Source organism: Pimelobacter simplex, from assembly GCF_900114845.1.
Classification (GTDB): domain Bacteria; phylum Actinomycetota; class Actinomycetes; order Propionibacteriales; family Nocardioidaceae; genus Nocardioides; species Nocardioides simplex.
Genome location: NZ_FOUK01000006.1, coordinates 206,008 through 232,062 on the forward strand (window position 1 = coordinate 206,008; position 26,055 = coordinate 232,062).

At 73.3% G+C, this 26,055-nt stretch carries 27 protein-coding genes; 8 read left to right on the forward strand and 19 right to left on the reverse strand.

Annotated features, from left to right (window positions below; genetic code table 11):
• Window positions 1-34: 34 nt before the first annotated feature.
• From BM223_RS23160 to BM223_RS23180, 5 genes are all read right to left on the reverse strand, one after another.
• The gene (locus BM223_RS23160) at window positions 35-1,354 is read right to left on the reverse strand and encodes a hypothetical protein (RefSeq protein WP_038677212.1); all 1,320 of its coding nucleotides are present in this window, start codon (window positions 1,352-1,354) and stop codon (window positions 35-37) included.
• 19 nt (window positions 1,355-1,373) lie between these two features.
• Window positions 1,374-2,432 carry a hypothetical protein gene (locus BM223_RS23165; protein WP_075018730.1) on the reverse strand — a complete coding sequence of 353 codons (1,059 nt, stop codon included), beginning with the start codon at window positions 2,430-2,432 and terminating at the stop codon, window positions 1,374-1,376.
• A 176-nt stretch (window positions 2,433-2,608) separates the two neighbouring features.
• Window positions 2,609-3,307 carry a hypothetical protein gene (locus BM223_RS23170; RefSeq protein WP_038677210.1) on the reverse strand — a complete coding sequence of 233 codons (699 nt, stop codon included), beginning with the start codon at window positions 3,305-3,307 and terminating at the stop codon, window positions 2,609-2,611.
• Between the two features lie 74 nt (window positions 3,308-3,381).
• Entirely contained in the window at window positions 3,382-4,134 is a 753-nt protein-coding gene (locus BM223_RS23175; RefSeq protein ID WP_038677209.1) for a hypothetical protein, read from the reverse strand.
• Between the two features lie 112 nt (window positions 4,135-4,246).
• Window positions 4,247-5,371, reverse strand: coding sequence for a hypothetical protein (locus tag BM223_RS23180; RefSeq protein ID WP_141267124.1), 1,125 nt, complete (start codon window positions 5,369-5,371; stop codon window positions 4,247-4,249).
• Between the two features lie 444 nt (window positions 5,372-5,815).
• On the opposite strand from BM223_RS23180, the gene BM223_RS23185 reads away from it, so the two are divergent.
• Both BM223_RS23185 and BM223_RS23190 read left to right on the forward strand, forming a co-directional pair.
• Window positions 5,816-7,051 (forward strand): helix-turn-helix domain-containing protein, encoded by a 1,236-nt coding sequence (locus BM223_RS23185; protein WP_052138290.1) that lies wholly within the window; start codon window positions 5,816-5,818, stop codon window positions 7,049-7,051.
• Window positions 7,048-8,094: an HAD family hydrolase gene (locus tag BM223_RS23190; protein WP_038677207.1), complete on the forward strand. Its 1,047-nt coding sequence runs from the start codon at window positions 7,048-7,050 to the stop codon at window positions 8,092-8,094. Before BM223_RS23185 ends, BM223_RS23190 begins: the two co-directional genes overlap by 4 nt.
• On the opposite strand, the gene BM223_RS23195 is transcribed toward BM223_RS23190, so the two are convergent.
• From BM223_RS23195 to BM223_RS23215, 5 genes are read right to left on the reverse strand one after another with little or no spacing between them, the layout of a single operon-like run.
• On the reverse strand, window positions 8,060-8,944 hold the full coding sequence (locus BM223_RS23195) for an SCO6745 family protein (RefSeq protein ID WP_038677206.1): 885 nt from the start codon (window positions 8,942-8,944) through the stop codon (window positions 8,060-8,062). The two genes, BM223_RS23190 and BM223_RS23195, sit on opposite strands and share 35 nt — an antisense overlap.
• The gene (locus tag BM223_RS23200; protein ID WP_038677205.1) at window positions 8,941-9,495 is read right to left on the reverse strand and encodes a hemerythrin domain-containing protein; all 555 of its coding nucleotides are present in this window, start codon (window positions 9,493-9,495) and stop codon (window positions 8,941-8,943) included. The genes BM223_RS23195 and BM223_RS23200 overlap by 4 nt, the downstream gene beginning before the upstream one ends.
• Window positions 9,492-11,183 carry an NAD(P)/FAD-dependent oxidoreductase gene (locus tag BM223_RS23205; RefSeq protein ID WP_038677204.1) on the reverse strand — a complete coding sequence of 564 codons (1,692 nt, stop codon included), beginning with the start codon at window positions 11,181-11,183 and terminating at the stop codon, window positions 9,492-9,494. The genes BM223_RS23200 and BM223_RS23205 overlap by 4 nt, the downstream gene beginning before the upstream one ends.
• Before the next feature lie 32 nt (window positions 11,184-11,215).
• Window positions 11,216-12,574, reverse strand: a complete 1,359-nt coding sequence (locus tag BM223_RS23210; RefSeq protein ID WP_038677203.1) for a GntP family permease — start codon at window positions 12,572-12,574, stop codon at window positions 11,216-11,218.
• Window positions 12,571-13,044: a gluconokinase gene (locus BM223_RS23215; RefSeq protein ID WP_141267133.1), complete on the reverse strand. Its 474-nt coding sequence runs from the start codon at window positions 13,042-13,044 to the stop codon at window positions 12,571-12,573. The genes BM223_RS23210 and BM223_RS23215 overlap by 4 nt, the downstream gene beginning before the upstream one ends.
• Before the next feature lie 57 nt (window positions 13,045-13,101).
• Here BM223_RS23215 and BM223_RS23220 point away from each other — a divergent pair, with 57 nt between their 5' ends.
• Both BM223_RS23220 and BM223_RS23225 read left to right on the forward strand, forming a co-directional pair.
• Window positions 13,102-13,722: a hypothetical protein gene (locus BM223_RS23220; RefSeq protein WP_038677200.1), complete on the forward strand. Its 621-nt coding sequence runs from the start codon at window positions 13,102-13,104 to the stop codon at window positions 13,720-13,722.
• A gap of 14 nt (window positions 13,723-13,736) precedes the next feature.
• Window positions 13,737-14,153: a (deoxy)nucleoside triphosphate pyrophosphohydrolase gene (locus BM223_RS23225; RefSeq protein WP_038677199.1), complete on the forward strand. Its 417-nt coding sequence runs from the start codon at window positions 13,737-13,739 to the stop codon at window positions 14,151-14,153.
• On the opposite strand, the gene BM223_RS23230 is transcribed toward BM223_RS23225, so the two are convergent.
• Window positions 14,150-14,533, reverse strand: a complete 384-nt coding sequence (locus BM223_RS23230; RefSeq protein ID WP_038677198.1) for a MarR family winged helix-turn-helix transcriptional regulator — start codon at window positions 14,531-14,533, stop codon at window positions 14,150-14,152. The two genes, BM223_RS23225 and BM223_RS23230, sit on opposite strands and share 4 nt — an antisense overlap.
• Before the next feature lie 87 nt (window positions 14,534-14,620).
• Here BM223_RS23230 and BM223_RS23235 point away from each other — a divergent pair, with 87 nt between their 5' ends.
• Window positions 14,621-16,102, forward strand: a complete 1,482-nt coding sequence (locus BM223_RS23235) for an MFS transporter (protein ID WP_052138289.1) — start codon at window positions 14,621-14,623, stop codon at window positions 16,100-16,102.
• Between the two features lie 52 nt (window positions 16,103-16,154).
• Here the strand turns inward: BM223_RS23235 and BM223_RS23240 are convergent, their stop codons facing one another.
• The 6 genes from BM223_RS23240 to ppnP form a co-directional block, all read right to left on the reverse strand.
• Entirely contained in the window at window positions 16,155-16,424 is a 270-nt protein-coding gene (locus BM223_RS23240; RefSeq protein WP_235319154.1) for a helix-turn-helix domain-containing protein, read from the reverse strand.
• Between the two features lie 69 nt (window positions 16,425-16,493).
• Window positions 16,494-16,949, reverse strand: coding sequence for an RrF2 family transcriptional regulator (locus tag BM223_RS23245; protein ID WP_038677196.1), 456 nt, complete (start codon window positions 16,947-16,949; stop codon window positions 16,494-16,496).
• Between the two features lie 33 nt (window positions 16,950-16,982).
• Window positions 16,983-17,732, reverse strand: a complete 750-nt coding sequence (locus BM223_RS23250; protein WP_038677195.1) for an SDR family oxidoreductase — start codon at window positions 17,730-17,732, stop codon at window positions 16,983-16,985.
• A gap of 77 nt (window positions 17,733-17,809) precedes the next feature.
• Complete coding sequence (locus tag BM223_RS23255; protein WP_038677194.1) at window positions 17,810-18,445, reverse strand: hypothetical protein; 636 nt, start codon at window positions 18,443-18,445, stop codon at window positions 17,810-17,812.
• Entirely contained in the window at window positions 18,442-18,975 is a 534-nt protein-coding gene (locus BM223_RS23260; protein ID WP_038677193.1) for a SigE family RNA polymerase sigma factor, read from the reverse strand. Before BM223_RS23260 ends, BM223_RS23255 begins: the two co-directional genes overlap by 4 nt.
• A gap of 65 nt (window positions 18,976-19,040) precedes the next feature.
• A complete protein-coding gene (gene ppnP, locus BM223_RS23265) occupies window positions 19,041-19,349 on the reverse strand; it encodes a pyrimidine/purine nucleoside phosphorylase (protein ID WP_038677192.1) in 309 nt (102 codons plus the stop codon).
• An 83-nt stretch (window positions 19,350-19,432) separates the two neighbouring features.
• On the opposite strand from ppnP, the gene BM223_RS23270 reads away from it, so the two are divergent.
• Window positions 19,433-21,637 carry a hypothetical protein gene (locus tag BM223_RS23270; RefSeq protein ID WP_038677191.1) on the forward strand — a complete coding sequence of 735 codons (2,205 nt, stop codon included), beginning with the start codon at window positions 19,433-19,435 and terminating at the stop codon, window positions 21,635-21,637.
• Here the strand turns inward: BM223_RS23270 and BM223_RS23275 are convergent.
• Window positions 21,631-22,851, reverse strand: a complete 1,221-nt coding sequence (locus BM223_RS23275; protein ID WP_038683607.1) for an MFS transporter — start codon at window positions 22,849-22,851, stop codon at window positions 21,631-21,633. The two genes, BM223_RS23270 and BM223_RS23275, sit on opposite strands and share 7 nt — an antisense overlap.
• 81 nt (window positions 22,852-22,932) lie before the next feature.
• Between BM223_RS23275 and BM223_RS23280 the strand changes: the two genes are divergently transcribed.
• Entirely contained in the window at window positions 22,933-23,832 is a 900-nt protein-coding gene (locus tag BM223_RS23280) for a LysR family transcriptional regulator (protein WP_038677190.1), read from the forward strand.
• Between the two features lie 103 nt (window positions 23,833-23,935).
• Window positions 23,936-24,310: a hypothetical protein gene (locus BM223_RS23285; protein WP_038677189.1), complete on the forward strand. Its 375-nt coding sequence runs from the start codon at window positions 23,936-23,938 to the stop codon at window positions 24,308-24,310.
• 55 nt (window positions 24,311-24,365) lie between these two features.
• Here the strand turns inward: BM223_RS23285 and BM223_RS23290 are convergent, their stop codons facing one another.
• Window positions 24,366-25,910: a hypothetical protein gene (locus tag BM223_RS23290; RefSeq protein WP_052138287.1), complete on the reverse strand. Its 1,545-nt coding sequence runs from the start codon at window positions 25,908-25,910 to the stop codon at window positions 24,366-24,368.
• Between the last annotated feature and the right edge of the window lie 145 nt (window positions 25,911-26,055).

Sequence of the window (26,055 nt, forward strand, 5' to 3'; positions counted from 1 at the left end):
GTTGTCAGGTGAGTGACAAGGGTTCGGAGGGGGTTCAGGGGTTGGTGATCGCCAGCCCGCTGCTGCCCGCGGGCGGGGTGTTCGTGAAGGTGCCGCGGATCCCGATGGTGTCGCCTGCCCGGAGGTCCACGGTCAGGCACATCGATCCGGTCGGCGGCGCCGGCGTCGCGGCGACGACCAGGCCCGTGGGGACGTCGGACCACCACCCGCTGCCCGGGTTGCCGGCGGGTGCGAACACCTGCGTGGCGGGGTCGAACTTCCCGTTGATGACGCCCTCGACGTAGAAGACGCAGTTCGCCCAGCTGACCTTCCACTTCAGGTTGGCGATCCGGGACGGCCACTGCCCGCCCACGGGGTCGCCGGTCACGTCGAAGCGCGGTGAGGTCAGCGACGCGAACGTGACCGTGCCGAAGAGCGGATTGGTGCACCCAGGGGCGCTGGACGTGCCGAGGCTCGCCGCGCCCACGCCGTACGTCCGGGCGACGCCGGGACTGCTCACCGAGCCGCTGAAGGAGAACCCCGAGCAGCTGATGCCCTGCGCCGGCTCGATGAGCGAAAGCTGGACGCCGGGCACGATCGCCGTTCCCGGCGTCCGCGGGTCGTCGTAGCTGCCGGTCAGCCCGAATCCCGGACCACCGGACGGCGAGTAGGTCGGCAGCACCAGCGCCGAGCTGCCCGCTGGCGGAGTGTTCAGGAAGGTGCCGCGGAGCCCGATGTGGTCGCCACCCTGGAGGTCGAGCGTCAGGCAGGCCGGGCCCGACGGGGTCGGCGACGACGCGATGACCAGTCCGCTCGGCGTGGAGGACGGGCCCGTCCCCGGGTTGCCTGCCGGCGTGAACACCTGCGTCGCAGCATCGAGCCTCCCGACGACGATTCCCTCGATGGAGAAGTCGCAGCCCGGCCAGGCGATCTTCCACCGGATGTTCGTGATCCGCGCCGGCCACTGCCCGTCCGCGGGACCACCTGTGATCACGAGCTGCGGGGCCGTCTGCAGGTCGAGCGTGGTCGGACCGTAGGTCGGGTTCGTGCACCCCGGGGCGCTGAAGGTGCCCAGGGCGGCCATGGTCGCGCCGTAGGCCCGGGCGCTCCCAGGACTGGTCACCCAGCCGCTGAAGGAGAGCCCCGAGCAGTCGATCGACTGCCCCGCGTCGATGAGCGTGAGCTCGGCTCCCGGCACGAGCGTCGTCTCCGGCGTTCGGGGATCGTCGTAGCTGGCGCTCAGGCTCAGACCCGGGCCGCCCGAGGGGGTGTAGGTGGTCGCCGCACGGGCGTCGGTCGTCGTGGACAGGACCAGCAGCAGCGCGGCAGCCGTGGCCGCCAGTGCGCCCCGCAGGCGTGGTACTCGATGGTTCATCGGCGGACCTCCACGGCTCCTACTCGTCACCGGCCGGGAGAGGAGGACGGGCCGGCGGGTTCGGCGGGGGCCATACGCAGTTGGTCGGGGTCGTGTGGTCGCAGGAGTAGGGGTCCTCGAGAGGCGAGTGCAGGCCGTGGGTCGCCAAGGGGGACTGGACCACGCGCAACGGGTTGTCCGGACCGGATGCCATCGCCGTCACCAGCGGGCTCAGGTCCTCGTCGACGCCGCAACCGGTGAACGGCGGGATGGTGAGCCCCTTGGACGGCGGGATGCTCTGGCCGTTCAGCTTGAAGTAGTACGGCGAGTCCAGCGGCTTGAGGCTGCCGCCGCTCAAGCCCTCGTAGGACCCGAGGGGGCCGCCACTGCCCGGGTAGTACCTACCGCCCTTCTCGCTGTAGAGCCACAGGTCCGCGGGCCGCACGGTCCGGCAGGATGCACCGAGCTTCACCGGCACCCCGTCGACGCGGAGGTCGCTGATCGAGATCTCGACCTGGCCCTCGGCGACCGTGTAGGACATGTCGACGAAGTCGGGGTCACATCCCCCCTGGCGCACGTCCCAGACGTGGATCGTCAGCGGGCGCACCTTGCCGTTGACGCGGGGGACGCGAAGCGTGATGGTCGCCGTCGCCGGGATGGCGCCGAACGCGGGCAGGTTGACCTTCATCACCGCCATCGTCCCGATCTCAGCACCCCCGCTCTCGAGCAGCTTCGCCGGGTACAGCAGGCTGCGGAAGTAGCCACCTCGCCGTTGGGTGCTCAGGTCGGCCGTCGCGCAGGCGGGCTGGTAGAAGGGATCGGGGAGGCAGAACGGGTTGCGCGAGTTGCACATCGGCTTGTAGCTGACGGGATTCTCGACAGGCGTGTCGAAGAGGAAGGTGTAGAGCACGCCCCAGATGGGCGTCTTCTCCGGCAGCGTCAGGTACATCTTCGAACGTCGGACGACCGCACCCTGCGAGTTGGTCACCATGCCGTTGGCGCCCGAGGCGATCGTGTCCCGCTTCGGCAGGTCGTTGTCGCCCGGCAGGGGGTCCCCCGGAGCGCTGCTGCTCGGGGTGACCAGCAGCAGCGACAGCACGATCGCCAGGAATCCGACGAGCCAAGCCCGCCTCGGGCTGCTTCCCCTGGCGGGCTGACGTCCTGATCGCATGGGCTGGTGACCTCCGGGCTGGTCGGGAGATGGTACTGCGGGCGAGCGTGCCGCAGCCGGCGGCGCGGAGCTCCCGCGCCGCCGGCTGGTGGATCAGATCAGCATCACGGGTTGGCGATGGCGATCGCGGTGCTGCCGCTCGGCGGGGTGTTCGTCCAGGAGCCGGCGACCTCGATGGTGTCGCCGGGCTGGATGTCGAGCGTCACGCACATCGGCTGGGTGCCGGGGGCGATCTCACCGCTGCCGGCCGGGAGGCCGTCGTCGACGGTGAGACCCGAGGCGCCGGTCGCCGGGGTGAACTTCTGGTTGGACGTGTCGAACCGGCCGTTGACGACACCGGTGACGGTGAACTCGCAACCGGCCGCCGAGACCTTCGCCCGGACGTTCTTGAGGCGGGCGGGCCAGGAGGTGCCGGTCGCGTCAGCGGTGATCGCCACGCTCCAGCCCGTGGTGCCGGAGATGGTGAGCGGCGCCACCGTGGTCGCACCCGCGATGGGGTTGTTGCAGGCACCGGTGCCACCGGCGTTGAGCCCGGTCAGCGAGCCGGCGTCCGCACCGTAGGCGCGGCTGGTGCCGGAGCTGATGATCGAGCCCGTGAGGTTGAAGGTCGGGCAGGTGAGCTTCTGGTCCGCCTCGATGTCCCGGAAGCTGACGCCCGAGCCCACGAAGTTGGCGTTGGGACCACCGGTGGGGGTGTAGGTGGTGGCCGCCTGGGCGCCGGTCGCGGTCATCGAGAGGATGGTGACGCTGGCAGCCGCGGTGGCGACGAGGCCGGCAGCGACGCGGTTGGTGCGCTTGAACATGCGGATCTCCTTGTGATGGGGGTTGTGCGGGGTGGGGTGGGAACAGTCGGGTGGCAACGCCGCGGGCGGCCGGGTCACGGCTGGCGCGGGTTGCTGAGGTTCAGCTGGAGGGTGTTGTCGCTGTTCGGCACGATCGCGTTGATCGGGATCGAGCCGATCGTCGGGAAGAAGCCGGGGATGCTGAAGAAGTTCAGCGGGGCGCAGCCGGTGAAGTTGCCGATGGTGTACTTCGAGGTCAGCGGACCGCCACCGTTGATGGTGAAGTAGCCGGTCGGCGGGGTGGTGCTGTTGTCGATCGGGCTGCTCACGTTGATCGTCGCCGGGTTGATCGTGTGGCAGTTGTTGCCGACGGCCAGCGGCCACCAGATGCCGAAGACCTTGACCTCGACGTCGCTCAGCTTCACGTCGTACTTGACGGTGGACTTCAGCTCCAGCGCCTGGCGCGGCGAGGGGAGCTTGGTGAGCGTGCCGGTGATCTCACCGACCTGGGTCATCGTGACCCGGGAGCGGGCGGGCAGACCGAGGATCTCGAAGTTCATCACCTTGCTGGGGATGCTCATCGACCCGGCCACGATCGGCGTCGGCAGGGGCGCCATCGTGTCGATGGTGACCTTGATGTCCGTGGGGCCGATGGCCATGTCCGCGTTGACGCCACCGGCGACGTGGGTCGAGCCCACGGCGTCGTAGACCACCGTCAGGTGGTTCGGGTTGGTCTCGTCGGCGTGCGCGACGGACGGCGCCGCGAAGGTGCCGGCGACGGCCGCGAGGGCCGCGAGAGCGCCGACTGCAAACGACGTGCGCTTGCGCTTGGTGGACCTGATCTTCACTGGATCCTCCTGGGGGATTCGGTTGGTGCAACCTTTGGTTCCGAGATGCGAGCCGGTCAACGGAGAAGGCCCGCAGGGACTGGAAATCCGGACGGGCGTCCGGATGGCGGCGTCACGGGCGAGCACGTCGCGACACCTCCTCGCGCCAGCCGGGCAGGCTCGCGTGGAGCGAGACGACGATGGCGGCGTGGGCGGAGGGTTCGGCGTCGACGGCGGGGACGGCCTGCTTGCCGAGGCGCAGGCGGTCGTGGGCGGTCTGCTTGGCGATGTGGTGGGTCGCGGCGATGACGGCGAGGGAGGCGCGGGACTCGAGCCAGGTGAGGAGGACCTCGGCGATCTCGACCCGGCGGGCGGGCTTGAGGGCCTGGAGGCCGGTGAGGTACTTGGCGACGAGGATCTCGGTGAGGGCGGGGCGGCCGGCGAGGAGGAGGTCGGCGGCGACGTCGGCGCAGGAGGTGACCTGGCGGTCGGCGGGGATGACGCCGGTGCGCATGGCGTCGGCGGCCTGGTGGGTGAGGCGGAGGGCGTCGCCGAGCTCGCGGGCGGGGCGAGGTGGTCCTTCGACGACCCGGTCCCCGGCCTCGAGGACGACGTCGGCGCGGTGCGCGAGCGGCACTAGGGCGGCGCGCCCGGTGTGGTCGACGAGGGCGTCGGGGATCTCGGCGGTGGCGCGGGCGGCGCCCCGGCTGCCGCACACCCACACCAGCGGCACGTACGGCGTGTCGCCGGCGATCCCGGCGAGTGCGAGGAGGTCGTCGGGCACGGCGTCGGAGGCGAAGAGGGCGCGGGCCATCATGTGCCGGCGGGCGGCGGGTCCGAGCGCCATCATGGTGTGGGCCTGGCGGTGCCCGGCGAGGGCGGCGTGCTGGACCTGGCGCAGGAAGAGGGTGAGCCGGCAGCGCAGGCCGTCGACCTCGTCGTCGGGGATGAGGCGGGTGATCATGTGCTCGGCCTGGCGGGCGCGGTCGTCGACGACGCGCTGCAGGTCGGTGCTCAGGCGCGCCGCCGTGTGCCCCCGGACGGCGGCCCGGCGGCCCAGGCGCATCAGCGTCGGCTGGACCAGGCGGACCGCGTCGTCCGAGTGGCCGTCGGCGGCGACGAAGGCGCGGGTCGCGGCCACCACGGAGTGCAGGACGGCGGGTGGCAGGCTGCGCTCGGCGCGGTCGAGGTCGCGGCACAGCTCGTCGACCAGGGCCTCGCCGTCGGTGATGTCGTCCCGACCTCGGATCACGCTCACGAGCACCGCAGCTCCCTCCTCTGCGCCGGCTCCGCGGCCCCCACTGCGGTCTCCGGCTGACGACGCTCACTGAGTGACGAGCGCCACACGAATCAGCCACAGCGCGACAGCCCGTCGCAAGAGTCCCGGGGTCCCGATCCTCGAATCCGGCGCTGCCTTGTCAGATGGGTGACAACGGGGGTTCGGGGCCGCGGACGAGGGGGTCGGGTGACCCCCGGTGGTGGGTGCGGGGGTGCGCCGACCGGCCAATACTTGTCACGTGGGTGACAAATTCTCCCGTCCACCGACCCCCAGAGGTATGTTCCAGAGCACACCGGGGTGCCGGTGGGGAGGGCAGGGACAACGCGAGATGAAGAGGCAGCACGAGCACGACACGCTGCCGGCGGCTGCGGGCCGGTGAGGGGCACGCAGCGCGGCAGGGACGACGGAGCAGGGAAGGACGCGATGACCGAGACCCCGACCCGGGTCTCGCTCCCCGGGTCGGCCCAGTGGATGATCAGCAGCCTCGAGGGCCAGGTCCGCGAGGTGGCGGAGCGGGTCACGCTCCAGGTGCGGACGACGGTCCCCGAGCTCGACGGCACCGGTGACGGCCGCCTGCGCCACCTCGTCTTCACCGCGATCCACAACGCGATGCGGCTCTTCGTGGACGAGGCGCTCGGGCGCGAGGTGTCCTACGTCGCGGTGGAGGACATGTTCCGCAAGGTCGGCTACCGGGTGGCGATCCGGGGCCGCGACCAGGACCTCATCGACCAGGGCATGAACGTCGCGGTCGCCGAGCTGTCCAACGAGCTGCGGGTGCGGGCCGCCGAGAACGAGCTCTCGGCCGGCGCGCTCAACGCGATCAACGAGGCGGTGACCTCGTTCGTGCACCACCTGACCGCCCAGATCGGGGTCGGCTGGCGGGCCGGGGCGGAGGCGCGCAACACCGACTCGGGCCTGGCCCGGTCCCGGCTGCTGGCGGCGCTGCTCTCGGGAGCCGACGACGACGAGATCGAGACCCAGGCCGCGATCGCCGGCTGGGAGGTGCCCGACGGGCTCACGGTGATCGCGGTCGACCTGCCCGAGGGCCGCACGATGCCCGGCGACGCGCTCGGCGACGAGGCGCTGACCCGGCCCAGCCGGACGCCGCAGCCCGTGGTGTGCGGGGTGGACGACGCCGACGAGGTCGTCGCCCGGATCCGGGCCGGCTTCCCCCAGGCGCGGGCGGCGGTGTGCTGGCCGGTGCCGCGCTCCGACGTCCCCGCGGCGTGGACGTGGGCGACCCGCGCCCAGGAGCTGGTCCGGGCCAAGGTGATCCCGGCCCGGCCGGTGATCGACTGCGTCCGGTTCCGCACCGAGATCTGGCTCCACGCCGAGCCGGTGCTGCGCCGCCAGCTCGCCCAGGAGCTGCTCCAGCCGCTGTTCAACGAGACCGAGAACTCCCGCGAGATCCTCTCCGAGACGCTGCTGGTGTGGCTCGAGACGCGCGACAGCGCGCCGGCGATCGCGGCCCGGCTGGGCGTCCACCCGCAGACGGTGCGCTACCGCTGGAAGCGGATCAACGAGCTGTTCGGCGACGCGCTGCACGACCCCGACTTCGTCATCCAGCTGACCCTCCTCCTCAAGGCCAGCGTCCCGTTGTGGATCGCGGGCGACCAGAGCGACTTCGAGCGGTTCCGCGAGCAGGAGGAGGCAGGATGAACGCTGCCCTCCTGGTCGCCTGCGTTCTCGTGGCCGCACTGCCAGGGGTCTTCGCGTACGCCGCACCCGTGACCCTGTGGGTGGTCCGGGCCCGGGCCCGGGCGGCGGGCGTGTTCCTCGACGACCGGCGCGCGCTCGCGGTCGGCCCGCGCGTCGACACCGTGCTCCTCGACCGCTGGGGAACGGTGACCACCGGCCAGCTGCGCGTGGTGGCGATCGATCCCGTCGAGCCGGACCACGAGCGCAACCTGCGCTGGTTCGCGGGGGCCCTCGGCCACGCGTCGGACGACCCGGTCGGCCGCGCGATCGCGCGGCTCTCGAGCCGCGGCAAGCTGAGCCAGGTCCAGCGGCACCACGGGGGCGGTATCAGCGGCTCGGTCGACCGGCACCCGGTGCGCCTCGGCAGCCCCGAGTGGCTCGGCATGCAGCCGCGCAACGGCGTGGGCGTCACCGTCGGCGTCCAGGTCGACGCCCGGCCGATCGGCTACATCACCGTCGCCGACGACGTCCGCCCCCACGCCGCCGAGGGCGTCGAGCGGCTGCGTGCCGACCAGGTCGAGCCGGTCCTCGTCTCCGACGACACCGAGGGCAACACCCGCCAGCTCGCCGCCACCTGCGGCATCGAGCAGTGGTACGCCGCGACGCCGGCCGACCAGCGCGAGCAGCTCGTCGACGAGCACCGCCGGCGCGGCCGCGTGGTCGCGGTGGCCAGCCCGACCCCGGTCCCCCACGCCGACCTCACCCTCAGCGACGCCGCGTCCACCCAGGGCATCCGCCTCGTCGACCTCGACGTGGGCCGGGTCGCGACCGCGCTCGCGCTCACCCGCAGCGCGGCGCGCGCGACGGTCCGCTCGCGGCGGACCGGCGTCGTGCTCGGCCTGGCCGGCGTCGGCCTGGCCGCGGCGAGCGTGCTCTCGCTCCCCCTCGCCATCGGGTACGCCGTCGTGGCGTGCGGGATCGTCGCCGTGGTGGCCTCGCTCGCCACCCCCAGCCCCCCGCCGCGGCCCGTCACGCGGTCAGATCGAGCCCCATCGGCGACTTGACGGGGATCTCCCCCGCCGCGACGACGGCGGCCGCGACCGGGCGCAGGTCCGCGGCGAGCTGGGCGAGCTCGGCGTCGTCCAGGACGTCGTAGGCACTCTCGGCGAGCTCGTCGGTGGTCGCCTCGACGACCCGGTCGAGCTCGCGCCCGGCGTCGGTGAGCCGGCCCGCGGCGTCCGCGAGCCCGCGCCCGCGCAGGACGACGAGCTGGTCGGCCCACTCGGCGTCGTCGAGGTGCCGCGCCGCGCGGTACACCTCCGGCGGGGTGTCGCTGACCAGGCCGCGGAAGACGTGTGCGGTGCGACCGCCGATCCCGTGCGCGAGCAGGGTGGCGACGTGCCCGTCACCGCGGTGCTCGCGCAGCAGCGTGGCGGCGTGCCACAGCAGCGCGAGCGGCTCGCTCGCCGGGGGCACCGGCAGTGCGCGGTTGGCGGCGTGCAGCGGGCGGCCGGGCAGGGGCGCGGCGAGCGCCGCCCGGGCAGCGAGCTCGGCCGCGCGGGCCACGCCCTCGGCGGCGCCGCCCTCCCCCGCGCCGAGCACCCGCCGCAGCGTCGCCACCGAGCCGCGCAGCCGGGCGTCGAGGGCGGCCTGCGGTGGCGCGAACGTCCACGCGTCCGGCAGCGCCCGGCCGACGTGCTCGGCGTCGAAGTTGTAGAAGAGCGCCTGCACGAGCTCGGCCGAGGCCGGGCCCAGCGGAGCGGCGCGTCCGGCGAAGTAGCCCATCCAGAAGCCGCGGTAGCCCGCCTCCTTCAGCGCGCCCAGCGGCTCGGGCGAGAAGTAGGTGACGGCATGGATGGGCTCGAGGAGGCGCCACAGGGCGCGCGCCGAGGGGCGCACCGGGGAGGAGGTCACACCTCAGTGTCCTCCAGCAGCCCTTCCTTGCGCGCGGCGCGGACGATGCGCCGCACGTTGTCGACGTCGCCGCAGCCCTCGTCGACGAGGGCGTTGCGCCGGGCCGCCCACTTCTCACCGAGGCCGTAGCGAATGCGCTCGGAGACCTCGGTACGGGCCGGCTCGAGGATCGACAGCTCCTCCTCGGCGATGTGGTGGGCGACGAGGCTGCTGAGCTTCTCGACGGCTTCCTGGAAGGCCCGGGTCTCGGTGCCCTTGAGCTCGAGGACGGCGAGCAGGGCCGCATTGCCCTCGGCGTGCTCCTCGGTCCCGTGCTCGACGTCGTCCTGGTCGACGTCGTGGACCTGGTTGCGGAGCACCGGGTACACGAGCTCCTCCTCGGCCTCGCCGTGGGCGATGAGCACGTCCGCGAACGCCCGTCTGATGGCATCGCGGTCAGACGTGCCCAGCCGGAGCTGGGACAGCAGGCGTTCGAAGCGGCGGTGGTCCTCGGCGATCAGGTCGAGCACGTCACCGTACTCGGGCCGGCCGAGATCGATCGCGGTTGTCATGGCGCGGGAAGTACCCGCAAGTCCTCCAGATAGCCGTGCACGAGGGAGACGGCCGACGCCCCCTCACCGCTCGCGCTCGCAACCCGCTTCATCGACCCCGAGCGGATGTCGCCCGCCGCGAAGACGCCCGGCACGCAGGTGGCGAGGTTCGCCGGCGGAAGGCCGTCGATCCAGCACTCCGTGGGCACGTCGCGTCCGGTCAGCACGAAGCCGTGCTCGTCGCGCAGCACCGCGTCGGCGAGCCAGTCGCAGTGCGGGGCGGCGCCGATGAGCAGGAACAGCCCGCCCGCCTCGACCTTCTCCTCCGCGCCCGTGCGGACGTCGCGCAGCAGCAGCCAGCCGAGCTGGCCGTCGGTCGCGCCGCCGTCGACGATCTCGGTGCAGGGACGGACGGACACCCGCGGGTTCCACTCGATCTCGTCGATCAGGTAGCGCGACATGGTCGCCGCGAGCTCCTCGCGGCGGATCAGGATCGTCACCGAGCGGGCGAACCGGGCGAGGTGGATGGCGGCCTGGCCGGCGGAGTTGCCGCCGCCGACGACGTAGACGTCGCGGTCCTCCATCTCGCGCGCGGCGGCCATCGCGGCGCCGTAGTTGACGCCCGCGCCGACCAGCTCCTCGAGTGCGGGGACGCCGAGCCGCCGGTAGGCCACGCCCGACGCGACGAGCACCGAGCGGGCGCGCACGGACCCGCCGCTGGTGACCAGCGTGTGCGGCTCGCCGTCGGTGCCGGGCCGCAGCTCGTCGACCGGCCAGCCGGTGAAGAAGCGGGCCCCGAACCGGATCGCCTGCACCCGCGCACGCTGGCCGAGGCGCATCCCCGAGATGCCGCGCGGGAAGCCCAGGTAGTTGCGGATCATCGAGCTGGTCCCGGCCTGCCCACCGATCACCTCCGACTCGATCACCACCGTCGACAGGCCCTCCGAGGCGCCGTACACGGCCGCGGCGAGCCCGGCCGGACCGGCGCCGACCACGGCGAGGTCGACCACCGTGTCGACCTCGATGTCGGAGGGACGGCCGTAGATCATCGCCGCCAGCTCCCGGGTCGAGGAGGGCCGCAGCACCGGCCGGTCCGCGAACGGACGGGCGGCCAGGTGCACCAGCGGGTACGCCGGGGGCCCGGTCACCAGTGCCAGCGCCTCCTGCCCCTGCGGGCTCTCGGGCGGGTAGGTGCGGTGCGGCATCCCCTGCCGGTCGAGGAAGTCGCGGATCGCCAGCGCGAGCGGCCCCGGCTCGGGCGTGATGATCCGCACCGAGTCGATCTCGGAGGTCGCGACCGTCGCGCCCCAGTCGCTGAGCAGCTCGGTGATCGCGTAGTGGAACTCCTCGTCCCGCCGCGCCTGGGGCAGCACCAGATACGTGTCGAACTTGCCCTTCTGCAGGTAGGGCCGCAGCGAGATGCTCTCGTCGGCGAACCGCGCGATCGGGATCGCGACCACCCGGCGCGCGGTCGGGACCAGCGTGCGCCACTCGTGCATCGCCACCAGGACGTGCTGGTCGGGCAGCTGCGAGTCGGTGACCACCAGCGCGACGGGGGCACCGCGCTCGGCGGCGGCGACCAGCTCGGCGTGCGCCTCGGCGGCGCTCGCGGCCGCGCGGACGTCGTACTCGTGGGCGTAGCGGCGGAACTGGTCGGCAAGGACGTCGAGGTGCTCGCCGGAGACGAGCAGGATGACGGGATCGGTCACCGCACCAGTGTGGACCGTCCGGCCCGCGCCGCCTAGATCACCAGGTTGAGCGCCATCACGAACACCAGCCCGGTCACCGACAGCAGCGTCTCCATCGCCGACCAGGTCTTGAGGGTCTGGCCGACGGTCATCCCGAAGTACTCCTTGACCAGCCAGAACCCGGCGTCGTTGACGTGCGAGAAGAACACCGAGCCGGAGCCGATCGCGAGCACCATCAGCGACACCTCGCCGGTGGAGAGCTGCGCGGTGAGCGGGGCGAGGAGGCCGGAGGCGGTGACGGTGGCGACCGTCGCGGAGCCGGTGGCGAGCCGGATGAGGACGGCGACGAACCAGGCGAGCAGCAGCACCGAGATGTTGCTGTCGGCGACCTTCTCGGCGACCAGGGTGCCGATCCCGGTGTCGACGAGGGACTGCTTGAAGCCACCGCCCGCCGAGACGATGAGCAGGATGCCGGCGACGCCGGGCAGCGACGACTCGAGCGACTTGCCGACGCCGTCGCGGCCCATGCCGGAGCCGAGGCCGAGGGTGAACATGCCGACGACGACGGCGATGAGGAGCGCGATGAGCGGCGTCCCCAGCACGTCGAGCGTGCGGCGGACGGCGGACCCCTCGTCGTCCACGAAGATGTCGGCGAGCGCCTTGCCCATCATCAGCACGGCGGGCAGCAGCACGGAGGCGAGGGTGACGGCGAACGAGGGACGCGTGGCGGAGTCCTCGTCGGGGCGGCCCTCGAAGTGCTCCGGCACGCCGATCACGACGTAGCGGCCGACCAGCCCGAAGACGGGCCCGGCGATGATGACGGTGGGGATCGCGACCGCGACGCCGAGCGCGAGGGTGGTGCCGAGGTTGGCGTCGAGGTAGTCGATCGCGGTGAGCGGTCCCGGGTGCGGCGGGACCAGGCCGTGCATCGCGGACAGGCCGGCCAGCGCCGGGATGCCGATGGTGACCAGCGACTGCCCCGAGCGGCGAGCGACCAGGTAGATCACCGGCATCAGCAGCACGAGGCCGATCTCGAAGAACATCGGGAGGCCGATGATCGCGCCGACGACCGCCATCGCCCACGGCAGTGCGCGCGGCGAGGAGTGGCCGATGATCGTGTCGACGATCTGGTCGGCCCCGCCGCTGTCGGCGAGCAGCTTGCCGAACATGGCGCCGAGCGCGATGAGGATGCCGACGCCGGCGGCCGTCGAGCCGAAGCCCGCCGTGTAGCTGTCGAGCGCCGTCTGGACGCCGACCCCGGCGGTCACGCCGACGGTGAGCGCGCCCGCCGTCAGGGCGAGGAACGGGTGCAGCCGCGCGACGATGATGAGGACGACGATCACCGCGATGCCGAGGAGCGCGGCGAGCAGCAGCCGCCCCTCGGAGGCGACCGGGTCGACGAGGTCGCTCACCGGCCGAGCTCCGCGACGACCTGGTCGACGATCGCGTCGACGCTCTGGTCGACGTCGACCACGAACCCCGCCTCGTCGGCGGCGAGCGGCTCGAGCGTCGCGAACTGCGAGTCGAGCAGGGACGTCGGCATGAAGTGGCCCGGCCGGCTGGCCTGGCGCCGGGCGATCACGTCATGGGTGCCGTCGAGGTGGACGAACCACGACCGGGGCGCGTGCCGGCGCAGCTGGTCGCGGTAGACGTGCTTGAGCGCCGAGCAGCTGATCACGCCCCCGGCGGCGTCGTGGTCGGCGAGCCAGCCGCCGATCGCCTCGAGCCACGGGTGCCGGTCCGTGTCGTCGAGGGCGTGGCCGGCGGCCATCTTGGCGATGTTCTCGGGTGGGTGGAAGTCGTCGGCGTCCGCGAACGGCACGCCGAGACGTTGCCCGAGCGCGGCACCGACCGTCGACTTTCCCGAGCCGGAGACACCCATCACGACCACCAGGGGCACACTCACCCGACCCACGATGCCCTAGGCTGGGTCGACGCCATGGAGAACACGCCCGAACCCGCACTCGCCGCCCTGATCGACCAGCTCAAGGGAGAGGAGTACGACGTCTCCGAGCCCCTTCCCGGGGTGCTCCACGTCAAGGGACGCTTCTCCAACCCGGAGCGGATCGCACTGCGGGCCGCCGCCGAGGCCGGCGACCACGCGGTCGCCGTCTGGGCCACCAGCCACCACGACGACTGGGCCCTCGTCGGCTGGGCGCGGCCCGACCTCGTCGCGATCACCCAGAAGGGCGCCACGCCGCAGCGCTGGCGGCACCGCCGGCTGCCCCCGACGCTGCGCCCCGACGCGCAGACCTTCCTCGAGGGCGCCTCGTCCCCCTTCGACATCGTGACCCGCCCCAAGCACCAGCCCACCCCGGCGGCCCGCGAGGTGCTCGACCGCTTCGGCATCACCGACCCGCCCCCGCCGGGCTGGGTCCCGCCGGTGGTCGAGGCGCCCGTGGTCCAGGAGAGCCTGGTCCCGGCCGCCCCCGTGAAGCCCAAGCGGGTGGCCGCGCCCAAGGCGCCGGCCAAGCCCGAGAAGCCGGAGCCGGTCGTCGCGATCTGCCCGACCTGCTTCATGGCGCTGCCGGCCACCGGCATCTGCGACAACTGCGGCTGACGGTCCGCGCTGCCGTGCCCCACCGCCGCCTCGTCGTCGGCGCGATCCTGGTCGACGACCTGGGCGCGCCGTCCCGGGTGCTCGCGTGCCGTCGTACCCGCCCGGAGGCGATCGCCGGGCGCTGGGAGTTCCCGGGCGGCAAGGTCGAGCCCGGCGAGACGCCGGCCGCGGCACTGGTCCGCGAGGTCGCCGAGGAGCTGGGCGCCGCGATCGAGGTCGGCGCCGAGCTCCGCGACGCGGCGGGCGGGCGCTGGCCGATCGACGAGCGCTACGAGCTGGCCCTGCTGTTCGCCGTCGTGGCCCCCGGCGAGTTGCCCCGGGCGGGCAGCGACCACGACGAGCTGCGCTGGCTGAGCGCCGACACCCTCGGCTCGGTCGACTGGCTGCCCTCGGACACCCAGGCCCTCCCCCGCCTGCGGGCGCTGCTCTAGGCCCAGCTGCTGGCGAGCACCTCGCGGTGGGTGGGCAGCGCGGCGTCGTAGACCTCGTGCCCCTTCTCGGTCAGGCAGACGAAGACGCTGCGCCGGTCGTTCTCGCACGCCGAGCGCGAGACCAGGCCGTCCTTCTCGAGCCGGGTGATCGCCCGGGACAGGGCGCTCTGGCTGAGGTGGATGTCGCCGGCGAGCTCGGCCATGCGGTACTTGCCGCAGTTGGCGTCGACCACCCGGTCGAGGGTCTCGAACTCGCTGAGCCCGATGCCGTGCCGGTCCTGGAGCGCCTTCTCGAGCGCACAGCTCACCGCGGCGTGCCGGTCGAGCAGCTGGCGCCACTCGGCGACCAGGGGGCTCGGGACGACGGCGGCCTTCGGCATGCCCGCATCCTAGCCAGCAGGCAAATTTTATGCAAACGCATTATTTGCGCTTGCATTGAATGCGTGTGCATGGAAGCCTTCTGTCCCATGTCCTCGACCTCCCTCACTCCCCCCGCGTCTGCGGGCGCGGTCCGCTGGTCCCGGCGCACCTGGGGCCTGCTGATGACCCTGTGCGTCGTCCTCTTCCTCGACGGCCTCGACGTCTCGATGGTCGGCGTGGCCCTCCCGTCGATCGGCGCCGAGCTCGACCTCTCGACGTCCTCCCTCCAGTGGCTGATCAGCGGCTACGTCCTCGGGTACGGCGGCCTGCTCCTCGTCGGCGGACGCACGGCCGACCTCCTCGGCCGGCGCCGCGTCTTCCTCGTCGCGCTCGCCGTCTTCGCGGTCGCCTCGCTGCTCGGCGGCCTGGTCAGCTCGGGTCCGCTGCTCATCGCGACCCGCTTCATCAAGGGCCTGGCCGCGGCGTTCACCGCCCCCACCGGCCTCTCGATCATCACCACCAACTTCGCCGAGGGCCCGGCCCGCAACAAGGCGCTGTCGATCTACACCGTCTTCGGCGCGGGCGGCTACTCGTCCGGCCTGCTCTTCGGCGGCCTGATGACCGGCCTCGGCTGGCGCTGGACGTTCCTGCTGCCGGTCCCGATCGCATTGCTCGCGCTGGTCGCGGCGTACTTCCTGGTGCCGCGCGACGAGGCCGCCGAGGAGGGCGGCCACGACCTGCTCGGCGCGCTGACGTCGGGCGCCGCGATGCTGCTGCTCGTCTACACCGTCGTCTCGGCCCCCGAGGTGGGCTGGTCGTCGGCGCGCACGATCCTCTCGTTCGCCGGCGTGGCCGCGCTGTTCGCCGCGTTCGTGACCATCGAGCGGCGGATCGCGCACCCGCTGATCCGGCTCGGGATCCTGCGCAAGGCGACGCTGGTCCGGGCCAGCATCGCCATCGTCGCGGTGGGCGGGTCCTACTTCAGCTGGCAGTTCATCGTGACGCTGTTCCTGCAGGACGGCCTGCGGTGGAGCCCGCTCGAGCTCGCCCTCGCCCTGCTGCCCATCGGTCTCATGGTGACCGCGTCGGCGATCTTCTCCGACAAGCTCGTCGACCGCTTCGGCACCGGGCCGATCATCGCCGTGACCATGTCGGTGATGGCGGTGGGCTACGTCCTGTTCGCGCTGCGCCTCGACACCGCGCCGTCGTACGTCGGGATGCTGCTGCCCGCACTGCTGCTCATCGGCATCGGCTGGGTCGGCTTCCCCGCGATCAACATCCAGGCCACCAGCGGGATCGAGGACGACGAGCAGGGGCTCGCCGCCGGCGTCCTGCAGACCTCGATGCAGGTCGGTGCCGCGATCGTGCTGGCCGTCACCACGGCGATCATCGCCTCCGGAGCCGGCGAGGCGACCTCACCCGCCGCCCTGCTCGACGGCTACCGGCCAGGGCTGGCCTTCGCCGCCGCGGTCAGCGCGGTCGGCGCGCTGGTCGCCATCGGTGGGCTGGTGCTCGAGCGGCGCAGCCGGACGCGCGACGCCTCGGTCCCGGCGAGCGAGGCCGAGCCGGCCCTGGTCGACGCGGCCTGATCCCGCCGCGCCGACGACGTCCGCCCGGCGCAGCGCGCCGGGCGGACGTGCGTCACAGCTCGAGGTCGGGCAGGCGCTCGGGGAGGAGGTCGACGACCGGCACCTCGAGCACCTCGCTCAGCGCGAGCAGGGTGAAGAGCTGCGGGTTCATCGGACGCCCCGGGCGGGACTCGCCCTTCTCGAACTTCTGGTACGTGTAGCCCGCGATCCCGGCCAGGTGCGCGACCCGCTCCTGGCTCAGCCCCTTGGCCGCTCGCGCCCGCTGGAGGTTGACGCCCAGCTCCCGCGAGTACTGCTCCACTGTCATCCGCCGCTTCGCCACGCTCCCATCATCGGGAGGTGGTCACCTGCTTTCGACCACACGGGAATGGGAATCGATGTCGATTGCGCCTCACCCGCGGCCGAGGACCCGGTCGAGGCGGGCGGGGTCGAGCGAGGCGCCGAGGTCGGCGATCGTCGTCCCGGCCAGCGAGCGGCGCCAGGACCGCTCCGCCTCGGCCATCACCCGGGCGATGCCGCAGGGGACCCGGCACTCCTCGGGCGGCAGCGCGAGCTCGCCCTGCTGCCGGATCTCGGTGCAGCGGAAGGCGGGCTGGTCGCCGTCGATCGCCTCGACGACGTCGAGGACGGTGATCGCCGCCGGCTCCCGGGTGAGCGCGTAGCCGCCGTCCCGCCCCTCGGCGGCCCGGACCAGGCCGGCCCGGGCGAGCGCCTGGAGGTGCTTGGCGAGGTAGGTCTTCGAGACGCCGTGCAGCTCGGCGAGCCGCGCGCTCGGCACCGGCGCGGACGCGCGGCTGAGCACGACGCAGCAGTGCAGCGCCCACTCGACCCCGCCCGACAGCTTCACGGCGACCCACCCTAGCGGCGCACCGCGCCCGGCTCAGGCGCGGTCGGCGAGCCAGCCGTCGAGCGTCGTCGGCGCCAGCCAGGCACCCGCGCCGGGCGTCGGCGTGAGCGCGGCGTCGTCGAGGACGGCGCCGAAGTAGCCCGCCTGCGGGTCGCTGACCACGGTCCGGCCATCCCCCGTCGCGGCCAGCCAGCGCCGGACCAGCTCGTCGATGCCGAGCGGCTCGGGCCCGGCGATCTCGACCGTGCCGCCCACCGGCGCCCCCGTGACGACCTCGGCGAGCCGGGCGACGACGTCGCGCGAGGCGATCGGCTGCAGGTGCGCGGGCGTCGCGCGGACGGTGGCGCCGTCGGTGCCCGCGTCGGCGATCCCCGCGATGAACTCGAAGAACTGCGTGGACCGCACGATCGTGTACGGCACCGCGCCGTCCCGCACGCCGGCCTCCTGGGCGAGCTTGGCCCGCATGTAGCCGGCGTCGGTGAGCCGGTCGGCCCCGACGATCGACAGGATGACGTGGTGCCCCACCCCGGCCGCGGCCTCGGCGGCGACCAGGTGCGCGGTCGAGTCGCGGAAGAACGCGAGGACGTCGTCGTCGGCCCACGACGGGGAGTTCGTCAGGTCGACGACCACGTCCGCCCCCGCGACCGCCGCGGCGACGCCCTGCCCGGTCGTCGTGTCGATGCCCGCCTCACGCCCCAGCGCGACGGCGTCGTGCCCGCCGGCCCGCAGCCGGTCCTGCAGCTGGGAGCCGATCAGCCCGGCCCCGAAGATCACGATCCTCATGCCAACCTCCAAAACGTGGATAGTGTTTGTCCGAGATTACTCGGACAAACACTATCCACGTCAAGAAGCGCGGTCTGTCAGCCGACGCCGGCCTGGGCCTCGGCGGTGACGGTGACGCCCTCGGCGAACTCGACGACCTGCTCGTCGGTGAGCCCCAGGGACTTCCAGGCCTGGACGACGACGCGGTGCTTCCCGTCCTCGTAGGTCAGCACCTGGGTGCCGTCCTCGACGGTGCGCAGCCGGCCGTCGTACGCGCCGACGCGGACCGGGCGGCCCTCCGGCGGCGTGGTCACCGACTGCGACTCGAGCATCACGACGAGCTTGTCGCTGAAGACGTCGAGCCCGCTGTGGTCGTCGGCGCGCGCCACGTTGAGGTTGTACGCCGTGGCGCCCTCGAGCACGAAGCCCGCCGGCACCTTGGTGACGACGAACCCGGGCTCCTGCTGGCCGCTGTAGGCGACCAGACGCGGGGCGGGCTGGCTCGGGCCGGGCTCCGCCGTGATCGGCGCCGGCTCCGGCGCCCGGTCGGCGTTGACCGCGATGGTCGCGCCGACCACGGCGACGGCGGCCAGGCCGAGCCCGGCCGTGCCACGCCGGAACGCGCGCCGGCGGGCCGCCCCGCGCCCGCGGGACAGGTCGCGCCGCACGGTCTCGTCGGCGGGCTCCGCGCCGGGCGCGGCCAGCTGGGAGAGGCGGTCGGTGAGGTCGGTCATGGCTGATCTCCTTCGTGCAGGGACCCCGAGAGGGTGGCGGGCTGCGGGGCGAGGTGCTCCCGCAGCTTGGCGAGACCGCGTGCCGTCTGGCTCTTCACCGTGCCGACGCTGCACCCGAGCGCGTCCGCGGCGTCCTCGACGCTGAGGTCGGCGACGTGACGCAGGACGACGGCCGCGCGCATCCGGTCCGGAAGCGCGGCCAGCGCAGCCATCAGCTCGGCGTCGACCGGTTCCGCCACGACGACCCCGGCCCGGTCCGGGAGGGTGTCGGTGACCGTCTCGCGGGTGACCGCGGGACGGCGGCGGTGGTCGATGAAGGCGTTGACGAGCGACCGGCGCGCGTACGCGTCGACCGCACCGCGCCGCGAGGCCCGGCCCCAGGCGAGGTAGAGCCGGACCAGGGTGCCCTGGACCAGGTCCTCGGCGAGGTGGACGTCGCCCGCGGTGAGCACCATGGCGGTGCCGAGCAGGTGGCTGCGGCGCCGGCGGACGAAGTCCTCGAACTCCGCGTCGCGGTTCTTCGGTCTCATGCTTCCTACACGGATGGCGCCTCCTCGGAGGTTGCACGACCCCCGAGGAGATCGGCCCGGCTGCCTCAGCCGTAGTGGCAGACGTAGCCCAGCGTCTCGGTCACCTCGATGTCGAACGACGAGTCGCCCGGCACGCTGAACGACTGGCCGGCGGCGTACTCCTGCCACTCCTCGGAGCCCGCGAGCCGGATCCGGCAGGCGCCGGCGTTGAGCTCCATGACCTCGGGCGCCGCGGTGCCGAAGGTGAGCGCGGCCGGGAAGATCACGCCGGCCGACTTCTTGGTGCCGTCGGCGAGGTGGAAGGTGTGGCTGACGCAGGCGCCGTCGAAGTAGATGTTGGCCTGCGGGTCGAGGGTCACGTTCTCAAAGGTCACGGGGCGAGAGCGTAGTGCTCCGCGACCGGAGGGGTTTCCGCCGTTCTCCGGACGGCGACCGCGTCGCTCGTCATGATGCGGGCATGGCCGCTCCCGCCCTGACCACGATCCCGACCGCGCGGGCGGTGCTGCGCTCCTGCGCCGCTCCCCTGCTCGGCTACGCGGTGGCGCTGGCCTCCGCGCTCGGCCTGATGGCCCTGCTCGTGCTGGCCATCGCGATCGAGGAGGGCGGTGGCGCCGCCGACGACCCGGCGTCCACCGTCGACATCGAGGCGGTCTGGACGCTCGTCGGCATGCCCTTCCAGGTCGTCGGGATGGCGCTGGGCGGCTCGCTGGGGCTGGGCAGCGCGGACCTGGAGCTCGACCTGTTCGCGCCGCCGCTCCTGGTGACCGCGGTCTTCGCGTTCGCCGTCCACCGGCTCTCCCGCGCGGCCGAGCGGGCCCGGCCGGCCGCGAGCACCACGGAGCGGGCGCTGCTCGCGCTCGCCGGGGCCGGGGCGACCGCCGTCGTGGTCACCGTGCTGACCCGGCTGCTGGCCATGCGCGACGACGGGACGGCGATGCACGCCGCGTCGGTCGGCCTCTTCTTCGCGACCCTCGTCCTCACCGCCGCCGCGGCGATGGCCGGCCGCCAGGCGGTGCACGGCTCGCTGTGGCCGCCCTTCCTCCCGGCCGAGGGACGTCGCGCCGTCCACCTCGTCGCCCAGCACCTGCTCGTGTGGGTCGTGCTCGTCACCCCGCTGGCGGCGCTCTGGGTGCTCGTCGAGAACGGCCCCGAGGAAGGTCTCTACGCCCTCGTGTGGGGACCCACCCTCGCCCTCGCGGGCTTCGCGCTCGGCCACGGCGGGGCGGTGACGGCGGTCGGCGAGAACCTCTTCCTCTGGGACCTCGGCTGGGCCGCCGGCCTCGCCCTGCCGCTGCTCGCGATCGTGCTGGCCCTCGGCGCCGCCGTCGCCTGGCACCTGCGCCGCGGCCCCGACCCCGCCGTCCTCGCCCCGCCCGCGTCGTGGGTCGCCCTCCCGGTCGCGTACGCCGGCGCGGGACTCGTCGCCTGCGTCCTCTCGACCGTCGGGATCAGCGGCGTCACCGCCCACGGTGCGTACTGGCTCATCCCCGTGCTCGCGCTCTGGGGCGGCGCGATCGAGGGTCTGTCCCGCATCGCCGCGCCCGCCCTCGGCCGGCGGCTGCCACCGGCGCTCCGGCGTCGGCTGGTGCGGGGCCCGGCGCACGCCGTACCGGCTCCGGTCGCGGCGGACGCCCCGGCCGCGCGGATCCCGATGTCGCCGGCCGACCGGGCCCGCGCCCGCCGCGCCCTGATCGGCGCCGGCGTCGTCGGAGGGCTCGGCCTGGTCGCCGTGGTGGGCGTGAGCGTGGTGGGCGCCACCGCCTTCGACCCGCAGCAGCGGGCGGAGGACTACCTCGACGCGGTCGTCGCGGGTCGGGCCGACGACGCGCTCGCGCTCGCCCCGGCGGGCACCGATGCGACGACCGTCCTGCTCACCGACGAGGTCTACGCCAAGGCCGAGGACCGGATCACCGGCTACGAGATCACCGGCGTCGAGACCGACGGCGACACCGCCACGGTCACCGTCGACCTGGAGGGCGTGCCGGACGGGGACGACGTCACCTTCCGGCTGCGCGCCGACGGCCGCCGGGGCGTGCTCTTCCGGGACTGGGAGGTCGACGGCGGCCTGGCCCGCCAGGTCACCGTGCCGCTCCCCGAGTCGAGCACCACGCTGCGCGTCAACGGCGTCGCGGTCGAGGCGCCCAGCGGCGGGGAGGTCGACCTCTGGGCGCTGCCCGGCTCGTACGCCTTCGACCCCTACGGCGAGAGCGCGTGGCTGGAGTCCGGCTCGGGGCGGACCGTCGTCCCGGCGGCCGAGACCTGGGGCACCTACGCCGAGATCGACCCGCCGCAGCCCTCGCCGGCGCTGCGCGACCACGTCGACACCGCGCTCGGCACGTGGCTCGACGGCTGCCTGGCCGCGACGACGCTGGACCCGCCGGACTGCCCGCAGGACGGCTACGGCTCGGGCGACCGGCAGCGCAACGTGCGCTGGGAGCTGACCACCGCGCCGACGCTCTCCTGGGACGGCTTCGACGGGACCTTCCCCGCCGAGCTCTCCTCGGACGTCACCGGGCAGGCGACGGCGACCTACGAGTACGACGCGTCGTACGGCTTCGGGGCGCCCGACTGGACCACCGAGACCGAGGAGGCCGACCTCTACGTCACCGCCGAGGTCGACCTGGTCGACGACGAGCCGGTGGTGACCTTCTCCAGCTACTGAGCGGTCGCGACGGCCGGCCGGAGGATCGGGACGTGCCGCAGGCTCAGGCCCGCGGCGCCGACCACGACGAGCAGGCCGAGCGCCAGCACCGCCGGACCGGCCCAGCCGTACGCCGTCCAGGCGCTGCTGCCGAGGCTCCCGAAGACCGACGAGCCGACGTAGTAGGCGCAGAGGTAGAACGCGGCCGCCTGGCTCGCGCTCGCGCCCGCCGCGTGAGCCCGCGCGGCGACCCAGCCGCTCGCGATCCCGTGGACGACGAAGAAGCCCGTCGTCAGGCACGCGAGGCCGGCCACGATCGCGACCAGCCCGTGCGGGACGGTCAGGGCGACGCCGGCGATCGCGACCGCACATCCCACCGGCAGCACCGCGCGCCGTCCGACCCGGTCGGCCCAGGCACCCGAGACCGTCGCGCTGACCGTGCCGAGGGGGTAGACCAGGTAGAGCAGGCTGATCGCCCCCAGGCCGAGGTGGTGCGGGGCCGCGACGAGGCGGAAGCCGAGGGCGTTGAAGACCACCACCAGTGCGCCCACCGAGCACGCGCCGATGACGTAGAGCCGGCGCAGCGCGGGGTCGGCCAGCGCCGCGCGCGACATGGCGCCGAGGGCGAGGTGCTGGCGGGCGCGCGGCTGGAAGTTCCGCGACGGCGGCAGCGCGACCGTCACCGCGACCGCACACCCGAGGCTGAGGACCGCGGCCGCGCCGAGGCCCCACCGCCAGTCGAGCGCCTCGGTGACCGGCGCGGTCAGCAGCCGCCCCGTCATCCCGCCGAGCGCCGTCCCCCCGATGTAGACGCCGGCGGCCCGCGCCTGCGCCGACGCGTGCAGCTCCTCGCGGAGGTACGCCGTCGCGACCGCCGGCAGCCCCGCCAGCACCACGCCCTGGACGAACCTCAGCACCAGCAGCGCGTGCCACGACCAGGCGAACGGGCACAGCAGCGCCACCAGCGTCGCCAGCCAGACCGCGCCGACGATCAGCCGGGTCCGGCCGAGCACCTCGGACGCGGGACCGGCGACGAGCAGGCCGAGCGCGAGGCCCGCCGTGGTCAGGGACATCGACAGCGTCGCCTGCGCGGGCGTCACCCCGAAGTCGTCGTGGAAGGCGGGCAGCAGCGCCTGGGTGTCGTACAGCAGGACGAACGTGACCATCCCCGCACCCACCATCGCCGCCATGATCCGGCGGTAGGCGGCCGATCCCCGCAGATGTCCCTCGTGCACCCGACCACCCGCCGCCACCGGGGATCATGCGTCCAATGCGATCAGCGGCGGATCTCCATGCGTTCTGCGTATCCTCATCGAGTGCGCATCCGAGACCTCGAGTGGCTGGTCGCGCTCGCCGACCACCAGCACGTCACCGACACCGCGGCCATCCTCGGCGTCACCCAGCCGACGCTCTCCCGGACCCTCGCGCGCGCCGAGGACGAGCTCGGCGTCCGCCTCTTCGAGCGGGTGCCCGACGGCCTGACCACCACCCCCAACGGTGCCTTCGTCGTGGACGCCGCCCGCGAGCTCGTGGCGCGCTACCGCCAGCTGACCACCGAGCTCGAGGCCCGCCTCGACCCCGACCGCGGCATCGTCCGCCTCGCCTTCCTCGACTCGATGGCGACCTCCCTGGTCCCCCGCATCCTCCGCGGCTTCCACCAGCAGGCGCCCGGCGTCCGCGTCGAGCTCTCCCAGGAGCCCGCCCACGCCATGCGCCGCGACCTCGCCGCCGGCGCCGTCGACCTCGCCATCACCTCCGTGCGCCCCGACGGCGCCTACGCCTGGACCACCCTCCAGCACGAACGCCTCGTCCTCATCGTCCCGCCCACCCACCGCCTCCGCACCCGCAAGCGCATCGACCTGCGCGACCTCGCCGCCGAGGAGCTCGTCACCACTCCCCTCGGCTTCGGCTTCCGCACCCTCGTCGACGGCCTCCTCGCCGACGCCGGCGTCACCATGACCGTCTCCTTCGAGAGCGCCGACCTCGCCACCATCGAGGGCCTCGTCGCCGCGGGCCTCGGCGTCGCCGTCGTCCCGGAGGCGTTCGTGGGGCTCTCCGGCACCCACGGCATCGCGCTCACGGGGGCGAATGCTCGTCGTACGGTGGGGATGACGTGGCGGACGGATCGGGAGCTGGAGCCGGCGGCGGCGCGGTTCCGGGACTTCGTGGTGGGTGAGGCGCCGTACGGAGCCGCGGGCGCGGTAGGCCACGACTAAGAGGCTCCTGGGCCACCGCCCGGGCGAACGGCCGCGCCGCAGGAGCCCACCGTTGTAGGTTGGCGCACCCCCTCAGCAGCCTCACCCCGATCGGGAGTCCCCCGTGAGCATCCACCTCGTCACCCGCCGCATCATCGGCGGAATCCTCGTCTTCGCCGCCGTCGCCGTCTGGTTCCTGATGGCTCCGGAGGACGAGGCGCCGTCCTTCGGCAACGCGCGCGGCACGATCGAGTCCGACGACGACAGCAACAACGGAATGGCCGACGGCGCTCCGCAGCAGGCGGTCGTCAACGGTTGGACCGCGAACAACTACCTCGCGCTGATCTCCAAGCAGCTCGAGGAGGCGCGCAACCACGACGCCGAGCCTGCCGATCCTCGCCTGCCCGCACTCATGCTGCTCGGCGTCCTCGGACTCGCGGTCCTGCTCATCACGACAGAACGCTCCCCGCTGCCGACGGCGCCGCCCGCCCCCTCCTGACCTCTGCGTCCATTCGAACAGCGCGCACACCACGCCGTAGACGAGTGCGCGCGGATCACCGGCGCCACCACCACCTGCGCTCGCGATCGATGACACGGGCAGGCTCCTCCGTCGCCACGGAGTCAGCGCCGGGACGCAGACGGATGCCGGCGTGGAAGGCCAGGGTTCGCTTGAGGTCCGCCGGCGCGTCCCACGCTGCGACGAGGTCGGCGATCCTGGCCCGCTGGCGGACCGGCAACGGCTGCCACGTGGTCGCTGCTCTCGTCGTCAACCAGTTGCTCACCTGCGCCCGGCCGAGACCTGCCAGGTCGGCGTCGGCGTCGGTCGCCAGACGCAGATCTGCCTCGACGGCGTTCCAGCCGCCGGCCGAGCGCGTCAGATACCAAGCCGCGCGGCGACAACCGGCCATCGGCGACGCCCACGCTTCGGCGGCGGCCGTCTCCGGTGCGCCGGCGCGAGCAAGCACCCGCGCGACCGTTGCCGACACACGGCCGCTCGAATCGGTCAGCATCGGCGCCAACCGTTCGACCTTCTCCGCACCGGAGGTCCACGCTGCGATGCCGCGCACCGCTGCCGAACGCACGCGTGGCCGGGGGTCCGCCAGGGCCCTTTCGAACGAAGGCAGGTCGCTCGCGCCACCACTGGCGAGCAGGCCGTCCATGATCGCTGCGGTCCGGTGCGCGGGCCCGTCGGCAACGAGCGCGTCCCGGTACCAGGCCGCCGGATCCAGCCCCCGCTTCCGCGCGCGATGACGCACGGCCTCGCGAACCCTGGGAGCGCGATCGGCCAGCATGGACCGAAGCCGATCATCAGGCAGCACCGTGTCATCGACCCGAAGTACGGCCGCTTGCCGGAGGACCGCCGAGCGTGCGTCCAGGAGCCCTGCGAGGTCCTCCGGTGTCCCGCGGTCGTACAGCCAGTCGGCGCACCAGGCGACGATGAGCTGGTCCTCCTCGTCGCGGGCTGCGTCGAGGAGTCGGGGCACGGAGAGCAGACCGAGCTCGTTCGCTGCCTTGAAGCCGTACCGTCGTACGTCGCGGGGGCCGGCCGCCATCAGGGCCTGGACGTACCCGACCTCCTCGAAGAGGTCCACCGCGACCTCCTCGACTGCTTCGCGCGCTCCCGCTCCCTGGAGGCGGTCACGGCCGGCCAGAACGACCTCGAGGGCGCGAACCGCGAGTTCAGGACGCGGGTCGCTCACGAGGAGCGCGGCAAGAGACTGACGGGCGGCGACGCGGACCTGCTCGACGTGGTCGAGCAGCCGGACGGCTGCGGCGGTGACGGCGAGCGTGCCCGGGAGCTCACCGAGCGCCAGCGTCGCTCGCTCACGGATGCGTCCGTCGACGTGCATGCTGGTGACGGCCGCGACACACGCGTTCGGCTCCGTCAGGTTCGGGCCGAGCCAACCGCGGACACCGGAGATCGGCATCGACGACCGCAGGCGGTAGCTGCGGGCGGCGGCGTCGAGGACCAGCCAGTCACGGCCGGACAGGGCATCCATCGATGCCGCCCACGTCGCCCACGTCGAAGCGCCGCCGTGGGCGACGGCCTGCGCGAGCTCGTCGGCGAGCGCGAAGGCATCAGGCGGGCTGAGGGACACACGGACAGTGTGTCGTCCGGGTCGCCCGCGGACCGCTCATTTTCGCCGGCATGCACGTCCGGACCATGATCGGACGCGTCACGAGCGAGGCCCGCTGCGTTCCGGCGTGAACCGGATCGCAGCGGGCCTGTCGCACCTGGCGAAA